We start from the raw sequence: 23,536 nt of genomic DNA on the forward strand, positions 1-23,536 counted from the left end.
CAGGACATGGCAGAAACGCGTCGGAGGCTGCGCTCCAGCACCGTCGTCCTCGGCGGCATGGGCGTGATAGCCGCGGCCCTCACCTCCTGCGGCTCCGAACCGGACCGCCGTTGCGTGGACCGTGACAGCTACGACTGGGTCAACGGCTACAAGGTCGTCGCCGACCGGAACTGCAAGTCCGGCACCACCTCGTCCTACGGCAAGAACGGCAAGCGGAAGTCCGGCGGCGACTCCGCCTGGTACTACGACGCCGACGTCAGCGCCGGTTACGCCGCCGACGGCACCTTCAGCCGCAGCGAGGCCGTCGACCGCGGCGGCTTCGGCTGCTCCGGCAGCGGCGGCGGCTGACGGGAGCCCCGCATGGAACGCCGCACCATCGAACCCCGCCCCGGCTGGCAGGAGACCGTCGAGGAACAGGGCCTGATCTACCCCCTCACCCGGTACCCCGACAACTCCCTGCGCCCCTACTGGGACGAGAGCGCCTACTACGTCTTCACCCTGCCGGAGGTCGAGGCGCTGGAGGAGGTGGTGGAGGAACTGCACCGCATGTGCCTGGCCGCCGCCGCCCACATCGTCGGGACGGACCGCCTCGCCGACCTCGGCATCACCGACCCGCGCGTCGCCCGCGCGGTCACCGAGGCCTGGCACCGCCGCGCCGAACTGCCCTCCCTCTACGGCCGCTTCGACCTGCGCTACGACGGCACCGGACCCGCCAAACTGCTGGAGTACAACGCCGACACCCCGACCTCCCTCGTCGAGGCCGCCGCACCCCAGTGGTTCTGGATGGAGGAACGCTTCCCCGGCGCCGACCAGTGGAACTCCCTCCACGAACGCCTCGTCGCCGCCTGGAAGAACCAGGCCGCCCTCCTCCCGCCGGGCAGCCCCCTGTACTTCGCCCACTCCTCCGCCGACGAACTCGGCGAGGACCTCATGACCGTCGCCTACCTCAAGGAGACCGCCGAGCAGGCGGGCCTGGACACCGACTGGATCTCCATGGAGGAGATCGGCTGGGACCGCCTCTCCGGCCGCTTCGTCGACAACCGGCTGCGCTTCATCCGCAGCTGCTTCAAGCTCTACCCCTGGGAATGGCTCACCACCGACCGCTTCGCCCCCCACGTCCTCGACACCCTCGACAACGGCGGCGGCACCGGCACCACCCTGTGGATCGAACCCGCCTGGAAGATGCTGCTCAGCAACAAGGCCCTCCTCGCCGTCCTCTGGGAGCTGTACCCGGGCCACCCCAACCTCCTCCCCGCCTACCTCGACGGCCCCCGCGAACTCGCCAGCACCACCGGCTGGGTCAGCAAACCCCTCCTCGGCCGCGAGGGCGCGGGCGTGACCGTCCACGGTCCGGGCACCGACCCCACCCCACGCCCGGAACCCTGCTGCCACCAGCAACTCGCCCCCCTCCCCGACTTCGACGGCAACCATGTCGTCCTCGGCACCTGGGTCGTCGAGAACGAGGCCGCGGGCCTGGGCATCCGCGAGTCCTCCGGCCTGGTCACGGACGAGTACGCCCGCTTTCTGCCCCATGTGATCCTCTGACCCATGACCCTCTGACCCCATGTGATCCCCTGCGGCCGTCACTGGTCACTGGGAGGGCGGCCACCACTCGAACATCAGGATGGTCGCGTCATCGCGGAGCCGGTTGTGCTGGGCGTCCAGGATGGAGTGGATCAGCCGGCGCAGGACCTCCGGGGCGAGTTCCCCCGCGGCGGTCGCCCGGATGATGGAGTCGGCGAAGCGTTGCAGCCCGAACTCCTCGCCCTCCCGGATGCGCGCCTCGGTCACCCCGTCCGTGTACATCAGCACCCGGTCGCCCGGCTCCAGGGCGATCTCGTGCGTCTGCCGGGCTCGGTCCGCGAGCAGGAACGGCAGCCCCATCGGCGGATCGGGCTTGCGCACCATCTCCTCGATCAACGGCAGCTCGTCCCGGATCAGCAGCGGCGCCGGATGCCCGCAGTTCATCCAGCGCAGCATCCCCGTCGCCAGGTCCAGCTGCGCGATCACCCCGGTGCAGAACTGGTCCGGCAGCCACGCCGCCAGCGCGTCGTCCACACAGGTCACCAGCTCGGGCAGGTTCGCACCGGTGCGCCGCGCGTTCCGGCAGGCGGCCAGGGACACCGCCGTCGTCAGGCCCGACGCCAGGTTGTGCCCCATGGCGTCCAGCACGGCCGTGTGCAGGGTCGTCTCGGTGAGGGAGTGGTCGAAGGCGTCGCCGCCGATGTCGTAGGCCGGTTCCAGCACGGCCGTCGACACCACGTGCGAGGTGCCGATCGTCCGCGGCGGCAGGAACGCGCGCAGCATCTCCGCGGGCAGCTGCATCGGTTCGGTACGGGTCCGCCGGACGAAGGAATCCTTGTACGCCCGCTTCGAAGTGATCATTATGGCCAGCAGCGAGGCGAGCGCCCGGCTGCGGCGCAGCACCACCGGGGTCAGCGCCGGTGCGTGCACGGCCAGCACACCGAGCCGTTCCGCGCCGTCCAGCAGCGGGAGCCATGCCGTCATCCCCCCGGTCGGCGACTCCTCCACCCGCAGCGCCTGGGTGCGGTAGCACCAGCCCGCCAGGGAGTCGTCGATCGACAGCGCCGAGGCGGTGTCGGTCATCCTCAGCAGCTGACGCTGCTGGATGTCGGCGAGGTAGACCACGGAGTGCTGGAGCCCCAGGGCCGTGGAGCAGCGCGCGATGGCCGTGCCCAGGTCCAGCCCGAAGTTGGCCGGATCGGCGAGGAAGTCCTCCAGCAGGCTCGCTTCGCTCGCGGGCACTCCCACGTTCCGCCTCCTCCCGTCACACGGCCCGGACACCGTCACGGTGCACCGCACAGCAGTCTCACACCGCTCGGGCGGCTCCGCGCGATGATCGGGTCCGTGCGGTGGGTGACCCACCGCCGCCGGTACGCGGCGCCGCGGGCCGCACCCCGCCGCAGCGAGGACCCCTAACCCACCAGGACCGCCCGCAGCTGGTCCAGGCCCCAGTCCAGGTCCTCCTTGCTGATGGTCAGCGGCGGCGCGACCCGGATGGTCGAACCATGGGTGTCCTTCACCAGGACTCCGCGGTCCATCAGCTTCTCGGAGACCTCCCGGCCCGTGCCGTACGCCCGCGCGATGTCCACGCCCGCCCACAGCCCACGCCCCCGCACCGCCGTCACCCGGCCCGTGCCCGCCAGGGCGCCCAGCTCCCGGTGCAGATGACCGCCCAGCTCCGCGGCCCGCGCCTGGTACTCGCCCGAGCGCAGCATCGCGATCACCTCCAGCGCCACCGCGCACGCCAGCGGATTCCCGCCGAACGTCGACCCGTGCTCCCCGGGCCGGAACACCCCGAGCACCGCAGCCGACGACACCACCGCCGACACCGGCAGGATCCCGCCGCCGAGCGCCTTGCCCAGCACATAGACATCCGGCACCACACCCTCGTGCTCGCACGCGAAGGTCCGCCCCGTACGGCCCAGGCCCGACTGGATCTCGTCCGCGACGAACAGCACGTTCCGCTCCCGGGTGAGCTCCCGCACCGCCGGGAGATAGCCCTCCGGCGGCACGATCACCCCCGACTCGCCCTGGATCGGCTCCAGCAGCACCGCCACCGTGTTCTCGGTCATCGCCTGCCGCATCGCCGTCAGGTCCCCGTACGGCACGATCTCGAAGCCCGGCGTGTACGGCCCGTAGTCCGCCCGCGCCTCCGGGTCCGTGGAGAAGCTGATGACCGTCGTCGTACGGCCGTGGAAATTGCCGCCCGCCACCACGATCTTCGCCATCTCCGCGGGCACGCCCTTGACCCGGTAGCCCCACTTGCGGGCCGTCTTCACCGCCGTCTCCACCGCCTCCGCGCCGGTGTTCATCGGCAGCACCATCTCCATGCCGCACAGCTGGGCCAGCTGGGCGCAGAACTCCCCGAACCGGTCGTGATGGAAGGCCCGCGACGTCAGCGTCACCCGCTCCAGCTGGGCCCGCGCCGCATCCAGCAGCCGACGGTTGCCGTGGCCGAAATTGAGTGCCGAGTAACCGGCCAGCAGATCCAGGTACCGGCGCCCTTCCACATCCGTCATCCACGCCCCGTCGGCCGTGGCCACGACCACCGGCAGCGGGTGGTAGTTGTGCGCACTGTGCGCCTCGGCGGCGGCGATGAGATCGTCCGTAGCGGTCACGGCAGCTCCACGAGGTCAGCCAGCGGGTGATCCGGAACGCGAGTCCGGACATCAGGCGTACCCCCTTCCTACCGCGCTCGCATGCTGGACGCGGGAACCTGCCCGTCCGGCGTGCCCGGTAGGCTGATCCCTGGGCCGTGACTGGCGCGCTGGGATGGGACCGACCATCGGGGAGCGGCCCGCGCGAGCGAGTGCCGTGCGCCTGGGCCGAACCGTGAACCGTGACCACTGCGAAAGCCACGCCGTCCGGAGGCCGACATGCCAGACCAGCACCTGTCCCAGGAGTCCACCGCCTTCCGCGCCGCCCTCGACGTGATCCGAGCCGTCGAGCCGCGCGTCGCCGACGCCATCGGCCAGGAGGTCGCCGACCAGCGCGAGATGCTCAAGCTGATCGCCTCCGAGAACTACGCCTCCCCGGCCACCCTGCTGGCGATGGGCAACTGGTTCAGCGACAAGTACGCCGAGGGCACCGTCGGCCGCCGCTTCTACGCCGGGTGCCGCAACGTGGACACCGTCGAGTCCCTCGCCGCCGAGCACGCCAGGGAACTCTTCGGCGCCCGCCACGCCTACGTCCAGCCGCACTCCGGCATCGACGCCAACCTTGTCGCCTTCTGGGCCGTCCTCGCCCAGCGCGTCGAGGCGCCCGCCCTGGAGAAGGCCGGGGTCCGCCAGGTCAACGACCTCTCCGAGGCCGACTGGGCCGAACTGCGGCAGGCCTTCGGCAACCAGCGCATGCTCGGCATGTCCCTGGACGCGGGCGGCCACCTCACCCACGGCTTCCGCCCGAACATCTCCGGCAAGATGTTCGACCAGCGCTCCTACGGCACCGACCCCGCCACCGGCCTGATCGACTACGAGGCGCTGCGGGCCTCCGCCCGGGAGTTCAAGCCGCTGATCATCGTCGCCGGATACTCCGCCTACCCCCGACTGGTGAACTTCCGCGTCATGCGGGAGATCGCCGACGAGGTCGGCGCCACCCTCATGGTCGACATGGCCCACTTCGCCGGTCTCGTCGCCGGAAAGGTCCTCACCGGCGACTTCGACCCGGTCCCGCACGCCCAGATCGTCACCACCACCACCCACAAGTCGCTGCGCGGCCCGCGCGGCGGCATGGTCCTGTGCGACGACTCCCTCAAGGACCAGGTCGACCGCGGCTGCCCGATGGTCCTCGGCGGCCCGCTCCCGCACGTCATGGCCGCCAAGGCGGTGGCGCTGGCGGAGGCGCGCCAGGACTCCTTCCGCGACTACGCCCAGCGCATCGTCGACAACTCCCGGGCGCTCGCCGAGGGGCTGATGCGCCGCGGCGCCACCCTCGTCACCGGCGGCACCGACAACCACCTCAACCTGATCGACGTCACCACCTCCTACGGCCTCACCGGCCGCCAGGCGGAGGCCGCCCTCCTCGAGTCCGGCATCGTCACCAACCGCAACGCCATCCCGGCCGACCCCAACGGCGCCTGGTACACCTCCGGCATCCGCATCGGCACCCCCGCGCTCACCACCCGCGGCCTGGGCACCGCCGAGATGGACGAGGTCGCCGGTCTCATCGACCGCGTCCTCACCACCGCCGAGCCCGGCACCACCAGCAAGGGCACGCCCTCCAAGGCCCAGCACATCCTCGATGCGAAGATCGCCGACGAGATCTCCCGCCGGGCCACCGATCTGGTCGCCGCCTTCCCGCTGTACCCCGAGATCGACCTCGGCTGAGCCCTCACACATCCCGTAGCTCCTGCCTCGGTCCCGGCTCCGGCCGGGGCCGGTGCGACCAGCTCACCACGAACGGACGCAGCAGCAACGCCAGCACGGCACCGGCCGCCGCACCCGGCAGGACCCACCACCAGCCGTCGCCCCCGTCGCCCCGGCCGTCCGTCGCGGCGGCCGGGGCGGGCGACCCGGTGACGGGCGGTGCCGACTCGCCCGATCCGCCGGCGTCGGTGTCCGTGGCGGCCGTCTCCGCGCTCCCCGGATAGCGCGGCGGTGTCCCCTCGTCACGCGCCGGACCCATCACGCCGAGCCGCTTGAGCAGGGCACGCAACTCGGCGGGCCGCTCGGCCTGATGCCAGGTGCCGGTCCACTGAGGGGGCCGGGTCGAGGTGTGCACCCAGACGGACGGGCCGTCAGCGGACAGATGGATCCGGTCCATGCGCCAGGGGTCTATCCCGTGCAGCAGCCAGGTGACGGTGATCACCCGGCCCTCGACCAACTCGCCGTCGGACGGGGGACCTCCACTGTCCGCAGGCCCTTCCCCGAGCAGTCGGCCCAACTCGCCGTACTCCTCGTCGGAGTAGAACAACCCGGCGGTCTCCTGGCTCTCCGCTGACACCACCAGCGCACTGGTCGGCCCACCGGCCGCCGCGCCCGGCGCACCCCACAGCAACAGCATCCACATCACCGCCAACGCGCCTGCCAGCAGCGTCAGCTGACGCCCCGACCGGCCCGGTGAGCGCCGCACCACCATGCCCATACCAGCCCCCTGAGAGTGATCCCGTGACCCTTCGCGGCCCGTCCGCGAGCCGCCCGTCACTTCTGGTACACCGCCCGGCCCGCCGGGGTTCCCATCCGGCCCGCGCCATCTACGGCCGCCGCGGAACCGACTCCGCGATCTCCACCGCCCGCTCCTGCGCCGCCACACCCTCCAGCCGCAGCGCCACCGGACCGCCCTTAGGGGCGGCGCCGGTCCACAGCAGCGTCGGCCCCGCCGTGCGCGTCTCACGGGTGTAGCGCTCGCCGTCCGGGGCCACCAGCCAGTACGCCAGCCGGTGCGGGCGCGGGAACCACAGGGCGGGCTCCGAGGAGTCGTCGCCGAGCTGGAGCCACTGGGGCTGCTCCCGCACCGTCTTGGCGAAGCCGATGTCCAGACGTGCCGCATGCTCGTCCAGCCGTATCGTGCGCCCCCGCTCCACCCAGCACAGGGTCACCAGGAACCGCCCCCGCGGCTCCCGGCTCACCGACACCGCGTCAGGAGCGCCGAGCGCCCGAGGCACCAGCGGCCGGAACCCCGCCTCGCGCTCGGCCCGGGCCAGCGACACCGACCGCCCGCAGCCGGGCACCTCGGCGGGGGAGGGCGGCGGTGCCGACGGGTCGTACCGCACCTCGACCCCGGCGAAGCCGAACCAGTCGACGACCGCGGCCCGCACCGGGGGAGTGAGCGCGAGCACCGTCAGCAGCCCGCACAGCGCCGCCGTCAGCGACCGCCACCGCGCCCGCGTCCACCGCCGCGCCGTCCGCAGCCGCCCGCCCGCACCGGCGGGCTCGGCCACCGGCACCGGCACCCGCTCGGCCAGTATCTGCTCCAGCACCCGCTCGACCATCGACTCCGCCCCGGCGCCCCCGGACCGGTCCAGGGACCTCCCCAGCGCCCGCAGCTCCTCCGGCAGCGCCCGCCGCACCGGCGCATCCGGCCCCCGCGGCTCACCCGATTCACGGGCCTCACGCGGCTCATGCGGCTTACTGGACTCATGCGGCTCACTCACCCTCATCACCCCCTTCCCGAGGCTCGAAATCAGGCAGCAGTCGGCCCAGCTTGCGCAGGGCGCGGTTGAGCCGGGACTTCACCGTGCCCCGGGGCCAGCCCAGCGCCTGGGCCGTCTCCGGCTCGTCCATCTCCAGCAGATAGCGGTAGGTGACGACCAGGCGGTGCTCCTCGCCCAGCTTCTCCAGGGCCGCCAGCAGGGCCGCGCGGCGCTCCGTCTCCAAGGTCGCCACCGCCGGGTCGGCGGACTCCGGTATCAGCGGTTCCGCCTCGACGAGCGCGGCCTCCCGTCCGACGAGTGTGCGCTGGCGTGCCGCCGTACGGACTGTGTTCCTCGTCTCATTGGCGACGATCGACAACAGCCACGGCCGGAACGCCGCGCCGTCCCGGAACCGGCCCAGCGCGCAGTACGCCTTCACGAAGGCCTGCTGCACCACGTCCTCCGCGTCCGCCCCCGCCCCGAGCGCGGTGGCCGCCCGCAGCGCGATGCCCGTATGGGCACGCACCAGTTCCGCATACGCCTCCGGCTCCCCGGCACGTACGCGTGCGATCACCGCGGCCTCATCGACGATGCGGCCCCCCTCCCGCGTCCTCACACTCTTGTTACACCGCCCGCCCCCGATCGGTTCCCCCTCGACCTCAACCACTTTCCAGCCAGTTCCGGACCGCCCCCGAAGACCTGAGAGAATGATGGGCATGGCCTCAGACCGACCCCGCGTGCTCTCCGGAATCCAGCCCACCGCCGGCTCGTTCCACCTCGGCAACTACCTCGGCGCCGTCCGCCAGTGGGTGGCGCTCCAGGAGACCCACGACGCGTTCTACATGGTCGTCGACCTGCACGCGATCACGGTCCCGCAGGACCCGAAGGAGCTGCGGGCCAACACCCGGCTCGCGGCGGCCCAGCTGCTGGCCGCCGGTCTCGACCCCGAGCGGTGCACGCTGTTCGTGCAGAGTCACGTCCCCGAGCACGCACAGCTCGGCTGGATCATGAACTGCCTCACCGGCTTCGGCGAGGCCAGCCGGATGACCCAGTTCAAGGACAAGGCCGCCAAGCAGGGCGCCGACCGCGCCTCCGTCGGCCTGTTCACGTACCCGGTCCTCCAGGTCGCCGACATCCTGCTCTACCAGGCCAACGAGGTGCCGGTCGGCGAGGACCAGCGCCAGCACATCGAGCTGACCCGCGACCTCGCCGAGCGGTTCAACGGCCGCTTCGGTGACCTGTTCACCATCCCGAAGCCGTACATCCTCAAGGAGACGGCGAAGATCTACGACCTCCAGGACCCGTCGATCAAGATGAGCAAGTCGGCGTCCACGCCGAAGGGCCTCATCAACCTCCTCGACGAGCCGAAGGCCACCGCCAAGAAGGTCAAGAGCGCGGTCACCGACACCGACACCGTCGTCCGCTACGACGTCGAGAACAAGCCCGGCGTCAGCAACCTCCTCACCATCTACTCCACCCTCACCGGCGCCAACATCGGCGAACTGGAGGAGAAGTACGCGGGGAAGGGCTACGGTGCGCTCAAGACGGACCTCGCCGAGGTCATGGTCGAGTTCGTGACCCCGTTCCGGGAGCGCACCCAGCAGTATCTGGACGACCCGGAGTCGCTCGACTCGATCCTGGCCAAGGGCGCGGAGAAGGCGCGCGCCGTCGCGGCGGAGACGCTGGCGCAGGCGTACGACAAGGTGGGCTTCCTCCCGGCCAAGCACTGAGCGCCGGGGCGGACCGCCCCCTCACCCCCCACACCGGTGCACCACCGCGCCTCGGCGCACCGCACAGCGCTGCACATCACTACGGCTGCGCCTGCCCCGGGCATGGCCGTGGCCGTACAGTCGAAAGCCGGACGGCCGCAGCAGCGGCCGCCCCTGCACACCACCAGGACGACGGGAGACGACGTGGGGACCGTAACGATCGGGGTGTCGATCGCGGTCCCGGAGCCGCACGGCAGCCTGCTCCAGCAGCGACGCGCGGGCTTCGGCGACGCCGCGGCTCACGGCATCCCCACCCATGTCACCCTGCTGCCGCCGACCGAGGTCGACGAGGCGCTGCTGCCCGCGATCGAGGCGCACCTCACCGAGGTGGCGGGGGCCGGGCGCCCCTTCCCGATGCGGCTGTCCGGCACCGGCACCTTCCGGCCACTGTCGCCGGTGGTGTTCGTGCAGGTCGTGGAGGGCGGCGAGGAGTGCGCCTGGCTCCAGAAGCAGGTCCGGGACGCCTCCGGTCCGGTCGCGCGTGAGCTGCAGTTCCCCTACCACCCGCACGTCACCGTGGCCCACGGCATCGCCGAGGAGGCCATGGACCGGGCCTACGAGGAACTCGCCGACTACGACGCCGAGTGGCCCTGCACCGGTTTCGCCCTCTACGAACAGGGCGCCGACGGCGTCTGGCGCAAGCTGCGCGAGTACACCTTCGGCGGCCCGGTGGTGCCGCCGCAGGCCGCCGCCCCCGTGGAGCATGACAGCCTGCCCGTCGACCGCTACTGAACCGGCAGCCGCCGGAACACACCGCGCGGCAGATGCCGCAGGGCCGCCATCAGCAGCCGGAGCGAGCCCGGCACCCACACCGTCTCCGAGCGGCAGCGCAGCCCCAGCTCGATGGCCGTGGCGACGGCCTCCGGGGTGGTCGCCAGCGGTGCCTCGGGCAGTCCGCTGGTCATCTTCGAGCGCACGAAACCGGGCCGTACGACCATGACGTGCACGCCGGTGCCGTGCAGCGCGTCGCCGAGGCCCTGGGCGAAGGTGTCCAGCCCGGCCTTGCTGGAGCCGTAGATGAAGTCGGCGCGGCGGGCCCGCTCACCGGCGACGGACGACAGCACCACCAGGGAGCCGTGACCCTGCGCCTGAAGGGCGCGGGCGCTCACCAGGCCCGCCGACAGCGCGCCGGTGTAGTTGGTCTGCGCGACCCTGACCGCGCTCGCCGGGTCGCGCTCGTCGTGCGCCTGGTCACCGAGGATGCCGAAGGCGAGCAGCACCATGTCCACGTCGCCCTCGGCGAAGACCTTCCCGAGCACCGTCTCGTGGGAGTCGGGGTCGAGGGCGTCGAAGGCGACCGTGTGCACCTCGGCGCCCCGCGCGCGCAGCTGTCCGGCGGCCGTCTCCAGGTCGGGGGAGGGGCGTCCGGCCAGCCACACCGTGCGGGTGCGGCGGGTGATCAGACGGCGGGCGGTGGCCAGGGCGATCTCCGAGGTACCGCCGAGCACGAGCAGGGACTGGGGGAGACCGAAGGCGTCCTTCACGGGGCAGCTCCTAGGAGACGGGGACGGGACTCACAGGCCGAGGCGGCGGGACAGGTCCGAGGTGAAGACCCCGCGCGGGTCCAGCTCCGCGCGCAGCGCGCGGAAGTCGGCCAGGCGCGGGTACATCGCGGCGAGCAGGTCGGGCCGTAGCCGGGAGTCCTGCGAGAGGCGGACCCGGCCGCCCGCCGCGGCGACCTCCTCGTCCAGCTCGTCGAGGAACGCGGCGAGTCCGGGCAGGCCGGTGGGCAGGTCCACGGTGAGGGCCCAGCCCGGCACGGGGAAGGACAGCCAGCCCGCGCCGGCCTCGCCGAGGCGTTCCAGGACCGCGTGGCGGGCCGGGCAGCGGTGCTCGGAGAACCGGCGCACGATCCGGCGCAGGGCCTCCTCCTGGCCGTGGGGGACGGCGAACTGGTAGCGGACGAGGCCGCCACGGCCGTATTCGCGCACGCGGTCGGTGGGCACGTCGACGGGACGGGGGAACGCCGGGACGCGCTGGAGGCGGCCGGTACGCGCGCGTGGCGCCGCGCGGTACCGCAGTTCGTTGCGCAGGCCGAGGGCGTAGGGCCCGAGCAGGGCGGCGGTCCCCCCGGAGAGCAGGGGGTGGCCGGGCGCGTACCACACCGGGGCGTCCCGCCACGCGCGGGGCGCGGAGGCGGGCGCGGCGGAGGCCCGCCGCAGGGTGCGGCCGAGGGCACGCCACACGCGCGTACGGGACTCACGCCACCCGCGCGCGCCCGGGGCGCCCAGCGCCTGCGTGACGCGGTCCGCCCACGTGCCCCACGCGCGCGTGCCCCCGCTCACTGCCTCCGGCCAGAGCAGTACCCCGCGACCGGTCGCCGGGCCGCGGGCGAGGAGGTCGATCCAGGCGGCGGTGGGGGCGTGGCGCCGGCCCGTGGTGGTCATCCGGGTCAGCAGGTCGTCGAGGTCGGTGGCGCGTTGGGTGGCGACGGTGACCAGGGATGTCTCGGCCGGCCGCAGCCGCAGGGTCGCGGTGAGGATCAGCCCGGTCAGGCCCAGGCCGCCGGTGGTGGCGTCGAAGAGCGGGGTGCCCGGGTGCGCGCTCACGATCCGGCCGTCGGCGGTGAGCAGTTCCAGGGCGGCCACGTGGCGGGAGAAGGACCCGGAGACGGGGTGGTCGTGGCCGTGGGCGTCGGCGGCGATCGCCCCGCCGACCGTGGCGCCGCGCGTGCCGGATGCCACCGGCGGGACCCAGCCGAGCGGCAGCAGTACCTCCGTCAGCCGGTGCAGGGAGACGCCCGCGTCGCACAGCACGGTCCCGTCGGTCGCGTCGACGGCGTGGATCCGGTCCAGGCCGGTCATGTCGAGCACCGTGCCGCCCGCGTTGCGCGCGGCGTCCCCGGGCGCCCGCCCCAGGCCCCTCGCGATGCCGCCACGAGCCCCGAACTCCCGAACGACCGCGTCCACGGCCTCCTCGTACGTCCGTGGCCGGATCAGACGGACAGGACCGGCGGGACCGGCGGGACCGGCGGGACGGGTGGGATGGGCAGGACGGGTGGGATGGGCGTCGGGAACGGCGCCGGAGCGGGTGTCGGTTGGAGCGGTACGGCCCCGCCCCGTGACGGGAACCGGAACGGTCTCGGCAGACATGCCGGTGACCGTATCGCCCATACCGGTACGAACAGGTGTGAAACGCGGACCGGTCTGGTCAGGTCGGCAGCTTTCCCCCGTTCCGGGGCACCTGTACATCGCGGGCCGGTGAGGAGGGCAAGGGTCGGACCATGGACTGGCTGAGGAACCTCCCCGTCGTGGGGCCGTGGGCCACGCGGCTGATGACCACGCACGCGTGGCGGTCGTACGAGCGACTCGACCGCGTGAAGTGGACGCGGCTGGCCGCGGCGATGACGTTCATCAGCTTCGTCGCGCTGTTCCCGTTGCTCACCGTGGGCGCCGCGATCGCCGCCGCCACGCTCAGCCGCGACCAGCAGACGGAACTCCAGGACAAGATCGCCGAACAGTTCCCCGGCATCACCAAGCAGCAGCTGGACATCAGCGCCGTGGCCGACAACGCCGGGACCATCGGCCTCATCGCGGGCGCCGTGCTGCTGTTCACCGGCATCAACTGGGTCGGCTCGACACGGGAGTGCCTGCGCGCGGTCTGGGAACTGCCCGACGAGGAGGACAACCCCTTCCTGCACAAGGCCAAGGACGCGGGCGTCCTGGTCGGCCTCGGCGGCGCCCTGCTCGTCACCCTGGCGGCGTCCACCGTCGCCACGGCCACCGTCGGCTGGACCTCCCGGCAGCTGGGCCTGGCGGAACAGGGCTGGGGGAGCGTCCTGTTGCAGATCGCCGCGTTCGCCGTCGCCGTACTCGCGGACTTCCTGCTCCTGCTGTACGTCCTCACCCTGCTGCCCGGCGTGCAGCCCTCCCGGCGTCGGCTCGTCGTCGGCGCGCTGATCGGCGCGATCGGCTTCGAGCTGCTGAAGCTGCTGCTGAGCAGTTATATGCAGGGCGTGGCCGCGAAGAGCATGTACGGCGCCTTCGGGGTGCCAGTCGCCCTGCTGCTGTGGATCAACTTCACCTCGAAGCTGGTGCTGTACTGCGCGGCCTGGACGGCGACGCCGAGCAAGGAGGCCGACGCCGAACGGCTGGCCGCTGACGACGACGGTGTCAGGGACGGTTCCGGCGGCGCACCAGATCCGGCAGCGGCCAGCGGCGGTTGACCAAAAACGCACCCCCCGCGAGCAGCACCAGCAGCGCGCCCGTGATGGCGAGGGCCGTCCCGATGCCGCTCGAACCCGAGGCGGCCGGGGCGCTCGCCACCGGCTGGCCCGACGCGTCGCCGCCGCTCGCGCCCCCGGCCTCACCGGAGGCGTTGGCGCCCGGCTGGGCACCCGCCTGGGCGGTGTCGTCGGTCTCGGCACTCTTCGGCGGCACCAGCTCACCGACCGGCGTGACCTTCCCGGCCGCCTTGAAACCCCAGTCGAAGAGCTTCGCGGTCTCCTTGTAGACCTCGTTGTGCTCGCCCTTCTCCGGGTTCATCACCGTGACGAGGAGCACCCTGCCGTCGCGTTCGGCGACGCCGGTGAAGGTGGCGCCCGCGTTGGTGGTGTTGCCGTTCTTGACGCCCGCTATGCCCTCGTACTGGGAGATGTCGTAGTCGCCGGTCAGCAGCCGGTTGGTGTTCTGGATCTCGAAGGTCGAGCGGACCTTCTTGCCCTTCTTGTTCTTCGTCGTCTCGCCCGGGAACTTGGCCCGCAGGGTCGAGCAGTACTCGCGGAAGTCCTTCTTCTGGAGCCCGGAACGCGCTATCAGCGTGAGGTCGTAGGCGGACGAGACCTGCCCCGGGGCGTCGTAGCCGTCCGGGCTCACCACGAACGTGTCGAGTGCCTGTAGCTCCTCGGCGTGCTCGTTCATCTCCTCGACGGTGTTCTCGACACCGCCGTTCATCGCGGAGAGCACGTGCACGGCGTCGTTGCCGGAGCGCAGGAAGACACCCAGCCACAGGTCGTGGACGGTGTAGGTCTCGTCCTCCTTTATGCCGACCATGGAGGAGCCGGAGCCGATGCCCGCCAGGTCGGACGGGGCCACCTTGTGCTCGGTGGTCCGCGGCCACTTCGGCAGCAGCGTGTCCGCGAACAGCATCTTCAGAGTGCTCGCCGGGGCCAGCCGCCAGTGCGCGTTGTGCGCGGCGAGGATGTCGCCGGACTCGGCGTCGGCGACGATCCACGACCGCGCGGAGAGATCCTTCGGCAGCACCGGCACACCGGACGCCAGATCGACCTGCGTGCCCGGCCGGCCGAGCCGTTCACCGCCCACCGTCGACATGTTCGCCGGGGGCTTCACCGTGGCGCTCGGCGACGGCTTCGGCGCGGCGAACGCGGCGGGCGCCGTCACCGGCAGGGACAGCGCGAGGGACAACAAGGTCGCGGAAGTGACCGTCAGGGATCGCCTGGGGGTCTTCATGGGAGCGGGCACGACCGAGAAAGTACCTGGCGTACGTTGCCCAGTCCCGCCCCGGCCCCCACCCCGGGCCGGGAACCGGTCACCCGGCGGCGATACTGAACGTATGAAGCTCAGCCGCCCCCTCTCCTGGTTCCTGCTCGCTTTCGGGGTGTGGAGCTGGGTCATCTGGGTCACTTTCGTCAGAAACCTGATCAAGGACAGCAGTGGGCTCGCGTTCGACGACGGGAGTCCGACGGCCTACTTCTGGGTGCATCTGCTGCTGGCCGTCGTCTCCTTCGTATTGGGGACGGTCATCGGGGGCATCGGGTTGCGCGGTCTGCGCGCGCTGCGCCGTACGTCATAGCCGGGCCGGTACCGCCGCGCTGGAATCGCCGTACCGGTATCGCCGACCGGTCTCGGCTGAGGGGAACTCAAGTCAATGGTGATCGTCATCCTGCTGGTGGTACTGACCGTCCTCGTGACGGCCAACTGGTACCTGTGGCGCCGTCTGTTCCGTGACACCACCCGCGCTCCGGGGCTCGCCCGCCGCGCGGGCGCGGTGCTGATCGCGGGCGGCTGGGCGCTGGCCGTGGGCGCGCTGGTCGCCGAGCGGGCGGGCGCGCCGTTCTGGCTCCAGCGCACGCTCGCCTGGCCGGGGTTCCTGTGGCTGGCGCTGTCGATATACCTGCTGCTCACGGTGGTCGCCGGGGAAGCGGTACGGCCGCTGCTGCGGTGGTTCCTGAAGCGGCGGGCGGCGCGGGTGCGGGCGCCCGCGGCGGCGGGGATACCGCGGCCGGAGCCGGTACCGGCGGGGGCGGGCTCGGGAGAGACGGGACCGTCCGCGGAGCCCGCGGAGCCCGCGGAGCCCGGGGAGCCCCGGGAGTCCGGCGGGTCCGGCGGGTCCGCGCGGGACGGTGGCGGGGTGGCTGCCGGGAACGTGGCCGATCCCTCACGGCGGGTCTTCGTCTCCCGGGTGGTCGCCGGGGCCGCGGCGGCCGTCGCGGTCGGGACCGTCGGGGCCGGGACCTACGGCGTGCTGAACGGGCCCGCTGTGAAACGCGTCACCGTGCCGCTGGCCAAGCTGCCGCGCGCGGCGCACGGTTTCCGGATCGCGGTCGTCAGCGACATCCACCTCGGGCCGGTGCTCGGGCGGGGCTTCGCGCAGAAGGTCGTCGACACCATCAACTCCACCCAGCCCGACCTCATCGCCGTCGTCGGTGACCTGGTCGACGGGAGCGTCAAGGACCTGGGACCGGCGGCGGCACCGCTGGCGCAGCTGTCGGCGCGGCACGGGGCGTACTTCGTCACCGGGAACCACGAGTACTTCTCCGGAGCCGGGGAGTGGGTCGAGGAGGTGCGGCGGCTGGGGCTGCGACCGCTGGAGAACGCGCGTACGGAGCTGCGCCATTTCGATCTCGCCGGGGTCAATGACGTCGCCGGGGAGGACGAGGGGGAGGGGCCCGACTTCCAGAAGGCGCTGGGGGACCGGGACCGGGGGCGGGCGTGTGTGCTGCTCGCGCATCAGCCTGTGCAGATCCATGACGCGGTCGACCATGGGGTCGATCTCCAGCTGTCGGGGCATACGCACGGGGGGCAGTTGTGGCCGGGGAACCTGTTGGCGGCTGCGGCGAATCCGACGGTGGCGGGGCTGGAGCGGTACGGGGACACGCAGCTGTATGTGACGCGGGGGGCGGGGGCGTGGGGGCCGCCGACCCGGGTGGGGGCCGAGTCCGACATCACGGTGGTTGAGTTGGCTTCGCGGGAGGCGTGACGGGGTCGCTGTGGGGGTGGGCCGCGCAACCCGGCGCTCGCGGGGTGCCGCTGCGCCCACCCGTGCCGCCCCAGCGGCACGACTGCCCGCAGCTGCGGCGGATGGGGCTCTGCTGCCGGGTGGGCGTCGCCTGAGCGGTGCGACTGCCCGCAGCTGCGCGGAGACGGCACGGCAGTTGCGGCACATGGCAGCTCGGTGCCCGCAGCTGCGGCGGCTGGGGCTCGGCTGCCGGGTGGGCGTCGTCCCAGCGGCACGACTGCCCCCAACTATGCGAGAGGGCTGCTCGAAGCTGGCGGCGGATGAGCCCCGCTGCCGGGTGGGCGTCGCCTGAGCGGTGCGACTGCCCGCGGCTGCGGCGGATGCAGTCCCGCTGCCGGGTGGGCGTTGCCCGAGTGGTGCGACTGCCGCGGCGGCGGGCCGCTTGTCGGCCTTAAGCCGCCGCCGTCCGTCGTGCCGGTAGGCGGACCGTGACCGCCAAGCCCGTCCCCGGTGATGTGTCGACCGAGACCTTGCCTCCGTGGGCGTGGGCTATGCCCTGGACGATGGCCATGCCGAGGCCGGTGCCCGCGCCGCCGCCCGCGCGGAAGAAGCGGTCGAAGATGCGGGCGGCGTCCTCGGGGCAGAGGCCGGGGCCCTCGTCGGAGATGACGAGGTGGACGGTGTCGTCGCCGTCGCGGGCGACGGACAGGCGTACCGGGACGTCCACCGGGGTGTGGACGCGTACGTTGCCCAACAGGTTGCCGAGTATCTGGCGCAGGCCGGACTCGTCGGCGTGGACCAGGACCGAGCCCTCGGCGTGGACGGTGACGGGCCGGGTCGGCTGCTGGACCTGGAAGTCCTCGCTGGCCTCGCGGACGAGGCGGCTCAGGTCGACGTTGCGGAAGCGCAGTTCGGGTTGTTGTTCGAGGCGGGCCAGGGTGAGGAGTTCGTCGACGAGGCGGCCCATGCGGTCGGCTTCGGCCATCACCCGCTCCCAGGCCCGTTTGCGGTCGTCCGGGTTGCTCAGCATGCCCTTGTCGTAGAGCTGGAGGTAGCCGCGTATCGCGGACAGCGGGGTGCGCAGTTCGTGGGAGGCGTCGGCGACGAAGCGGCGCAGCTGGGTCGCACTGCGCTCGCGTGTGCGGTACGCCGACTCCACCTGGTGGAGCATGGAGTTCAGCGCCACCCTCAGCTGCTCCACCTCCAGCGTGGGGTCGCTGCTGGAGGGCACACGGCGGGTCAGGTCGCCCTCGGCGATCGCCGACGAGGTCTCCACCATGTCCTCCAGCGGCCGCATCCGCCGCCCCACGCTGACCATGGTCAGCCAGGCGAGCAGCGCCAGCAGCAGGGTGCCCACGGCGAGGTCCAGCTTGAGCGCCTTGGCGACGCCGGTGTGCAGGCTCTGGGTGGACGCGGCGATCAGTATGTGGGTGCCGTCGGCGAGCCGGGTCGCGGTGGCCCGGTAGGGCGTGCCGTGCACGGTGATGTCCTGCGGCTCCTCCTCGGCGGCCAGCGCCCGCGGATCGCCCACCGCGGCGGCCAGTTCGCGCTGGGTGTCGCTCGGCGCGAACCCGGCGAACTCCTGCACCCGCCCGCCCGCGCCGACGGCGGTGACCACGGAGTCGGGCCGCGGCCGGTCCTCGGACGTCGGTGGCCGCATCCGCTCCCGCACCAGTGACAGCGCGCTGAAGGAGTCGATCTGCTCCTCGGTGAGCGCCAGCCCGTTCAGGGACTTGCGCATCTCCGACAGTTCGCTGTCGATCTGCGACAGCAGATAGTGCCGCATGCCCATCAGGCTCACCGCCGTCGCCAGCACGATGCCGAGCGCGAGCAGCGCCACGTTCGCCATCGTCAGCTTGGCGCGCAGCGAGTGCATCCCGCCGGGTCGGCAGCGCCCGCCCCGCCAGGCGCCCCTCGGCAGCCGTACGCCGGTCACGCGAGCCCGTATCCGACGCCGCGCCGGGTGGTGATCACGGGTGGGCCGAGGGTGTCGAGCTTGCGGCGCAGATAGCTGATGTAGGTCTCCACGACGGTCGACTCGGGCGGGGTGTGCTCGTACTGCCAGACGTGCCGCAGGAGTTGCTCCTTGGGCACGACCCGGCCGCCGTTGCGGACCAGGAACCGCAGCAGCGCGTACTCGGTGGGGGTGAGCTGGACCGTCTTGCCCGCGCGGTGCACCGAGTACGTCGTCTCGTCCAGCTCCAGGTCGCCGTAGCGCAGGGGCGGGCGCTGGGGGAGGACGTCGGCGGGGCGGGTGCGGCGCAGGACGGCGGTGATCCGGGCGACGACCTCGTCGATGTTGAACGGCTTGGTGATGTAGTCGTCGCCGAAGCCGAGCGCGCCGACGACCTCGGCGGGGGAGTCGCGGGCGGTGAGGAACACCAGCGCCAGGTCGGGGCGGCGGGCGCGCAGCTCACGCCCGAGGGCGCGGCCGTCGCCGTCGGGGAGCATGACGTCGAGGAGGGCCGCGTCGGGGCGGGTGCGTTCGGCGAGGGCGAGCGCCTCGCGGACCGAGCCCGCCGTCATCACCTCGAACCGGTGGTAGCGCAGGGCGATGGCGAGAACGTCCGCGATGGACTCCTCGTCCTCCACGACCAGCACGGTGCCGGGAACCGTCGTCATGCCCCCAGTATCGGCGGGCGCACCGACAACGGCCCCCGCCTTCGCTTTGGAGTTCCTTGAGAGTCATGCGTGCCTGGTGGGCACGCGCGCGTGCCGCCGCCAATCCTGTTCGCCAGGACCTGGGGGACCAACCGGATCGAAGGAGCGATGAACGTGGCGGCATTGGCACGGTGGTGTTTCAGGCACCGGCTGGTGGTCCTGGTGTTGTGGGTGGGGGCGCTGTTCGGTCTGGGCTTCACGGCCTCGACGGCGGGCACGGACTACGCGAACGTCTTCTCCCTGCCGAACACCGACTCCAAGAAGGCCTACGACCTCATGGAGAAGGCGTTCCCGGAGCGGGCGGGCGACACCGACACGGTGGTGTGGAAGACCGACGACGGCTCGGTGCGGGACGGGGACGTACGGTCCCGGATCGAGCCCGCGCTCGACGAGATCGCGGGCATGGACGGCGTCGGCGAGGTCGCGAGCCCCTACGCGGGCGAGCGGGGCGCCGCGCAGATCAGTGAGGACGGGCGGATCGCCTACGCGCAGATCACCTTCCGGGAGCAGGCCAACGCCGTCCCCAAGGAGCTGATCGAGGACGTCGTCGACACCGCGCAGGCGGCCGGGGGCGACGGACTCCAGGTGGAGCTGGGCGGCCAGGCGATCGCCCGCACCCAGGAGCCGCCCGCCGGTACCGCCGAACTCGTCGGCATCGTCGCCGCCGCGATCGTGCTGTTCCTGGCCTTCGGGTCGCTGTTCGCGATGCTGCTGCCGATCGTGGTGGCGATCGCGGGCGTCGGCACCGGCATGCTCGCCACGATGCTGCTCAGCCATGTCACCAACGTCCCCGAAGTGGCCCCGCTGCTGGGCTCGCTGATCGGTCTCGGCGTCGGCATCGACTACGCGCTGTTCATCGTCACCCGGCACCGGCGCGGCATCCTGCGCGGCGCCGAGCCGGAGGACTCCGCGGTGACCGCCCTCAACACCTCCGGCCGTGCGGTGCTGTTCGCGGGCGGCACGGTCTGCATCGCGCTCGCGGGCATGCTGGTGATGAACCTGCGCTTCCTGGACGGGGTGGTTATCGCGACCTCCCTGACGGTGGTGCTCAGCGTCCTCGCCGCGATCACCCTGCTGCCCGCCCTGCTGGGCCTGCTCGGCACCCGGGTGCTCAGCCGCCGTCAGCGCCGGAAGCTGGCCGCGACGGGCCCGGAGTCGGAGGAGGCGAGCGGGCTGGCGGCGCGCTGGTCGGCGACCGTCCAGAAGCGTCCGCGTTCGGTCGCCGCGCTGGCCGTCGTCGTCATGGCGGTGCTCGCGCTGCCCGTGCTGTCGATCCGGCTCGGCGCCACCGACCAGGGCAACCACCAGGACTCCACGACCACCCGGCAGGCGTACGACCTGCTGGCGGAGGGCTTCGGGCCCGGCGTCAACGGCCCCCTCCAGGTCGTCGTCGAGGGCGCGGCGCCCGACTCCCTGGTCTCCGGGATCGAGGCCACCGAGGGTGTCGCGCAGGTCGCCGCCGTACCGCCCGCGAACGGCATCTCGGTGATCAACGTGGTGCCGACGACGTCACCGCAGTCCGAGGAGACGGACGTACTGATCGACCGGCTGCGTGACGACGTGATCCCGGAGGCCGGGGTGGAGGCCCACGTCGGCGGTGTGACGGCCGTCTTCAAGGACTTCGCGTCGGTGACCGGCGACCGGCTCCCCTACTTCATCGCGACGATCATCGCGCTGGGCTTCCTGCTGCTGATGGTGGCGTTCCGTTCGCTGGTGGTGCCGCTGACGGCCGCCGTGATGAACCTCGTCGCCGCCGCCGCGTCCTTCGGTGTGCTGGTGGCGATCTTCCAGTGGGGCTGGGGCACGGAGCTGCTCGGCATCGGCAAGGAGGGCCCGATCACGGCGTTCCTGCCGGTCATCATGCTGTCCCTGCTCTTCGGCCTCTCCATGGACTACCAGGTGTTCCTGGTGAGCCGGATGCACGAGGAGTGGGTGCACACCCGCGACAACGCCCGCGCGGTCCGTGTCGGTCTCGCCGAGACGAGCCGGGTCATCAACTGCGCCGCGCTCATCATGATCTGCGTGTTCTCCGCGTTCGTCCTCAGCGGCGACATGGAGGGCGCGATGGCGGGCATCGGCCTGGCCGCGGCGGTCGCGCTGGACGCCTTCATCCTGCGTACGGCGCTGGTTCCGGCCGCGATGCACCTGCTGGGCGACTCCAACTGGTGGCTGCCGGAGTGGCTGGAGAAGCGGCTGCCGCACCTCGCGGTGGAGCCGAAGGAGGACCCCGTCCCGGAACCGGCCGCGCCCGAGGGCGGCGCCTCCGTGGTCCACGGCTACATCCGCGCCGCCGACGGTGAGCCCGTCGCCGACGCCGCGGTCACCCTGATGTCCAAGGGCGGCCGTCAGCTCGACCGGGTGACGTCCCTGGCGGACGGCTCCTACATCGTCTCCGTCCCGGCCCCCGGCACCTATCTGCTGGCGGCGACGGCGTCCGTCCACGGCGCGCGGGCACGCCAGGTCGTCGTGGACGGTGAGCCGGTGGTCTACGACATGGAACTGACGGAGGTCTCGGAGGGGGAGGTGGACGCGGTCAACTAGTCCTCCGCCGCGGCCTGGGGGGACCGGTGGGAATCCGGTCCCCCCTTCGTCATCCCCGGCAGGAAGTCCCGGAAGAGTTCGTGCACCTCCCGCACCAGCGGCCGCAGTACCCGGAACCGGGACAGGGCCACTCCGCGGGCGGTGAGCCGGGCCCCCCGCTCGGCCAGCCGGTAGCTCCGCCGCCGCCCCTCCGTGCGGTCGAAGATCCAGTACAGGACGAGGCCCATCTGGGAGAGCCACATCAGCTCGGGCAGGGCCTCCCGCAGGTCGTCGGGGACCTTGGTCCTCGTGGCGCCGCGCAGCACCTCCCGGTGGACGCTGATGGCCTCCTCGCGCGCGTGCTCCGACTCGGGGGAGAAGGGGCTGAGCGGGCTGTCGGGGTCGGCGGCGTTCTTGAAGAACTGGACGGCGAACTGGTGGTAGGGCATGGCGATGTCCAGCCACGCCTTCAACACGCCCGCGAGGCGCGCCTCCAGGTCGGTCTCGCGGGCCAGGACCTCCCGGACCGCCGCCTGGTGCTCGGCGGCGATCCGGTCGTAGAAGCCCTGGATCAGGTGTTCCTTGCCCTCGAAGTAGTAGTAGGCGTTGCCGACGGAGACTCCCGCCTCCTTGGCGATGGCCCGCATCGTGGTCTTGTCGTAGCCGCGCTCCTCGAACAGCCGCATCGCCGTCTGGAGGATCAGGGCGCGGGTCTGCTCGGACTTGCTGGGCGCGGCGCCGTCTGCGGGGCCGTCTGCGTTCTTCGCGGGCACGGGGCGAGCCTAACCAGTGGGTCTCAGGAGGACTGTGCCGCCTGGTAGAGGTTCTGGGCGTCGGTGCCGAAGTACGGGCCGTACATCCGGTTCGGCAGGAAGTTGTACTTGAAGCTGTTCACCGACGACAGCAGGCCGGTGCCGGTGGCCTCGTCGAACCGGGTGAACCACGGGCCGCCGCTGGAGCCGCCGGTCATGTTGCAGGTCATCCCGTGGTCGTTGGAGAGCAGGAAGTCCCGGCTGGTGTTGCCGGAGCAGTGGATGAACTTCTCGCCGTCGTAGGGGGCGGCGGCCGGGAAGCCGAAGGCGTACATCGGCAGGTTGTAGCCGGTGTTGAAGGCGAGCCCCTGCCCGCCGACGACGTCCGTCAGCAGTTGTCCGCCGAGCGGGGCGACGACGGCCGCGCCGATGTCGTAGTTGATGTCCTCGCTCGCCGTCCACTGGGGTGTGGCGAGGGTCCTGGTGGCGGTCCAGCGGCCGTGCGGGGCCTGGCCGTCGTGGTAGCCGGGGACGAAGACCCAGTTGGTGTGCCAGGCGCCCTCCAGCTTCACACAGTGGCCCGCCGTGATCACGGTGCTCTTGTTGGCGCTGGTGACGGCGTTGCCGGAGCAGGACGCCGTACGGCCCTGGTAGGTGAAGAACACCCGGCCCGCGGTGGAGACGACCGCGCCGCCGCCGGTCCAGGCGGTCCCGCCGCTGGGGAAGGCCTGGACGCCGACGTCGGTGGGCGCCACGGTCGTCCGGGCGCCCGTGCGCGGCGCCGAGCCGCCCTCGAAGTGCCCGTCGACGGTGAGCAGGTCGAGCGGGGCCGCCGCCCGCATCCGGGCCGGGGTCCAGAAGTCGCGGGCCCGTTCCTGCGCCGCGGCGCCGACCTCGGCGCCGGAGCCCGGTGCGGGGGCGGCGCCCGCGGGGGTGGCGAGGGCGCCGGTGGTGAGCAGTGCGGTGACGCCCACCAGGGCGCCGAGGAGGGAGCGGGGTATGCGGGACATGCCGGGTATGCCTCTCACGCGTACTCCTTCGCGGTGGGGGGAGCTTGGCGGTCGAACCGTCCAGCAGCGTCCCACGTGAGCGGGATTTGTGAA

General features: G+C 72.2%; 21 protein-coding genes and 1 riboswitch. Of the genes, 9 read left to right on the forward strand and 12 right to left on the reverse strand.

Annotation, left to right across the window (positions count from 1 at the left end; genetic code table 11):
* The first annotated feature begins 6 nt into the window (after nucleotides 1-6).
* Both KBY47_RS13880 and KBY47_RS13885 read left to right on the forward strand, forming a co-directional pair.
* Complete coding sequence (locus tag KBY47_RS13880; protein WP_210921381.1) at nucleotides 7-348, forward strand: hypothetical protein; 342 nt, start codon at nucleotides 7-9, stop codon at nucleotides 346-348.
* A 12-nt stretch (nucleotides 349-360) separates the two neighbouring features.
* Complete coding sequence (locus KBY47_RS13885) at nucleotides 361-1,545, forward strand: glutathionylspermidine synthase family protein (RefSeq protein ID WP_210921382.1); 1,185 nt, start codon at nucleotides 361-363, stop codon at nucleotides 1,543-1,545.
* A 45-nt stretch (nucleotides 1,546-1,590) separates the two neighbouring features.
* Here the strand turns inward: KBY47_RS13885 and KBY47_RS13890 are convergent, their stop codons facing one another.
* Nucleotides 1,591-2,766 (reverse strand): PP2C family protein-serine/threonine phosphatase, encoded by a 1,176-nt coding sequence (locus KBY47_RS13890; RefSeq protein ID WP_374103078.1) that lies wholly within the window; start codon nucleotides 2,764-2,766, stop codon nucleotides 1,591-1,593.
* A 170-nt stretch (nucleotides 2,767-2,936) separates the two neighbouring features.
* Nucleotides 2,937-4,142, reverse strand: coding sequence for an ornithine--oxo-acid transaminase (gene rocD, locus KBY47_RS13895; protein ID WP_210921384.1), 1,206 nt, complete (start codon nucleotides 4,140-4,142; stop codon nucleotides 2,937-2,939).
* 127 nt (nucleotides 4,143-4,269) lie between these two features.
* Nucleotides 4,270-4,357, forward strand: a riboswitch (ZMP/ZTP riboswitch).
* Between the two features lie 43 nt (nucleotides 4,358-4,400).
* Between rocD and KBY47_RS13900 the strand changes: the two genes are divergently transcribed.
* On the forward strand, nucleotides 4,401-5,849 hold the full coding sequence (locus tag KBY47_RS13900; RefSeq protein WP_210921385.1) for a glycine hydroxymethyltransferase: 1,449 nt from the start codon (nucleotides 4,401-4,403) through the stop codon (nucleotides 5,847-5,849).
* A 4-nt stretch (nucleotides 5,850-5,853) separates the two neighbouring features.
* Here KBY47_RS13900 and KBY47_RS13905 read toward each other — a convergent pair whose 3' ends face one another.
* The 3 genes from KBY47_RS13905 to KBY47_RS13915 form a co-directional block, all read right to left on the reverse strand.
* Complete coding sequence (locus KBY47_RS13905) at nucleotides 5,854-6,606, reverse strand: hypothetical protein (protein WP_247694645.1); 753 nt, start codon at nucleotides 6,604-6,606, stop codon at nucleotides 5,854-5,856.
* Nucleotides 6,607-6,715: 109 nt separating this feature from the next.
* The gene (locus KBY47_RS13910; RefSeq protein WP_374103076.1) at nucleotides 6,716-7,621 is read right to left on the reverse strand and encodes a hypothetical protein; all 906 of its coding nucleotides are present in this window, start codon (nucleotides 7,619-7,621) and stop codon (nucleotides 6,716-6,718) included.
* A complete protein-coding gene (locus tag KBY47_RS13915) occupies nucleotides 7,608-8,210 on the reverse strand; it encodes a sigma-70 family RNA polymerase sigma factor (protein WP_210921386.1) in 603 nt (200 codons plus the stop codon). Before KBY47_RS13915 ends, KBY47_RS13910 begins: the two co-directional genes overlap by 14 nt.
* Nucleotides 8,211-8,310: 100 nt before the next feature.
* Between KBY47_RS13915 and trpS the strand changes: the two genes are divergently transcribed.
* Together trpS and KBY47_RS13925 are read left to right on the forward strand one after the other, a co-directional pair.
* Entirely contained in the window at nucleotides 8,311-9,324 is a 1,014-nt protein-coding gene (gene trpS / locus KBY47_RS13920; protein WP_210921387.1) for a tryptophan--tRNA ligase, read from the forward strand.
* 183 nt (nucleotides 9,325-9,507) lie between these two features.
* Entirely contained in the window at nucleotides 9,508-10,095 is a 588-nt protein-coding gene (locus KBY47_RS13925; protein WP_210921388.1) for a 2'-5' RNA ligase family protein, read from the forward strand.
* Here the strand turns inward: KBY47_RS13925 and KBY47_RS13930 are convergent.
* Nucleotides 10,089-10,847: a decaprenylphospho-beta-D-erythro-pentofuranosid-2-ulose 2-reductase gene (locus KBY47_RS13930; protein ID WP_210921389.1), complete on the reverse strand. Its 759-nt coding sequence runs from the start codon at nucleotides 10,845-10,847 to the stop codon at nucleotides 10,089-10,091. The genes KBY47_RS13925 and KBY47_RS13930 overlap by 7 nt on opposite strands.
* Nucleotides 10,848-10,877: 30 nt before the next feature.
* Entirely contained in the window at nucleotides 10,878-12,455 is a 1,578-nt protein-coding gene (locus tag KBY47_RS13935) for an FAD-binding oxidoreductase (RefSeq protein WP_210921390.1), read from the reverse strand.
* A gap of 131 nt (nucleotides 12,456-12,586) precedes the next feature.
* On the opposite strand from KBY47_RS13935, the gene KBY47_RS13940 reads away from it, so the two are divergent.
* Nucleotides 12,587-13,528 carry a YihY/virulence factor BrkB family protein gene (locus tag KBY47_RS13940; RefSeq protein ID WP_210921391.1) on the forward strand — a complete coding sequence of 314 codons (942 nt, stop codon included), beginning with the start codon at nucleotides 12,587-12,589 and terminating at the stop codon, nucleotides 13,526-13,528.
* On the opposite strand, the gene KBY47_RS13945 is transcribed toward KBY47_RS13940, so the two are convergent.
* Nucleotides 13,476-14,783, reverse strand: coding sequence for a D-alanyl-D-alanine carboxypeptidase (locus KBY47_RS13945; protein WP_308405151.1), 1,308 nt, complete (start codon nucleotides 14,781-14,783; stop codon nucleotides 13,476-13,478). The genes KBY47_RS13940 and KBY47_RS13945 overlap by 53 nt on opposite strands.
* 91 nt (nucleotides 14,784-14,874) lie before the next feature.
* Here KBY47_RS13945 and KBY47_RS13950 point away from each other — a divergent pair, with 91 nt between their 5' ends.
* Entirely contained in the window at nucleotides 14,875-15,114 is a 240-nt protein-coding gene (locus KBY47_RS13950; RefSeq protein ID WP_210921393.1) for an SCO4848 family membrane protein, read from the forward strand.
* 75 nt (nucleotides 15,115-15,189) lie between these two features.
* Entirely contained in the window at nucleotides 15,190-16,521 is a 1,332-nt protein-coding gene (locus tag KBY47_RS13955; protein ID WP_210921394.1) for a metallophosphoesterase, read from the forward strand.
* 430 nt (nucleotides 16,522-16,951) lie between these two features.
* Here the strand turns inward: KBY47_RS13955 and KBY47_RS13960 are convergent, their stop codons facing one another.
* Together KBY47_RS13960 and KBY47_RS13965 are read right to left on the reverse strand one after the other, a co-directional pair.
* Entirely contained in the window at nucleotides 16,952-18,376 is a 1,425-nt protein-coding gene (locus KBY47_RS13960; protein WP_210921445.1) for a HAMP domain-containing sensor histidine kinase, read from the reverse strand.
* Between the two features lie 56 nt (nucleotides 18,377-18,432).
* Complete coding sequence (locus KBY47_RS13965) at nucleotides 18,433-19,122, reverse strand: response regulator transcription factor (RefSeq protein WP_210921395.1); 690 nt, start codon at nucleotides 19,120-19,122, stop codon at nucleotides 18,433-18,435.
* A gap of 162 nt (nucleotides 19,123-19,284) precedes the next feature.
* On the opposite strand from KBY47_RS13965, the gene KBY47_RS13970 reads away from it, so the two are divergent.
* The gene (locus KBY47_RS13970) at nucleotides 19,285-21,702 is read left to right on the forward strand and encodes an MMPL family transporter (RefSeq protein ID WP_210921446.1); all 2,418 of its coding nucleotides are present in this window, start codon (nucleotides 19,285-19,287) and stop codon (nucleotides 21,700-21,702) included.
* Here the strand turns inward: KBY47_RS13970 and KBY47_RS13975 are convergent.
* Nucleotides 21,699-22,454 (reverse strand): TetR/AcrR family transcriptional regulator, encoded by a 756-nt coding sequence (locus KBY47_RS13975; RefSeq protein ID WP_210921396.1) that lies wholly within the window; start codon nucleotides 22,452-22,454, stop codon nucleotides 21,699-21,701. The two genes, KBY47_RS13970 and KBY47_RS13975, sit on opposite strands and share 4 nt — an antisense overlap.
* A 23-nt stretch (nucleotides 22,455-22,477) precedes the next feature.
* Nucleotides 22,478-23,443 carry a serine protease gene (locus tag KBY47_RS13980; RefSeq protein ID WP_210921447.1) on the reverse strand — a complete coding sequence of 322 codons (966 nt, stop codon included), beginning with the start codon at nucleotides 23,441-23,443 and terminating at the stop codon, nucleotides 22,478-22,480.
* Nucleotides 23,444-23,536: the final 93 nt, after the last annotated feature.

The organism is Streptomyces sp. B93 (assembly GCF_018070565.1).
GTDB lineage: Bacteria > Actinomycetota > Actinomycetes > Streptomycetales > Streptomycetaceae > Streptomyces.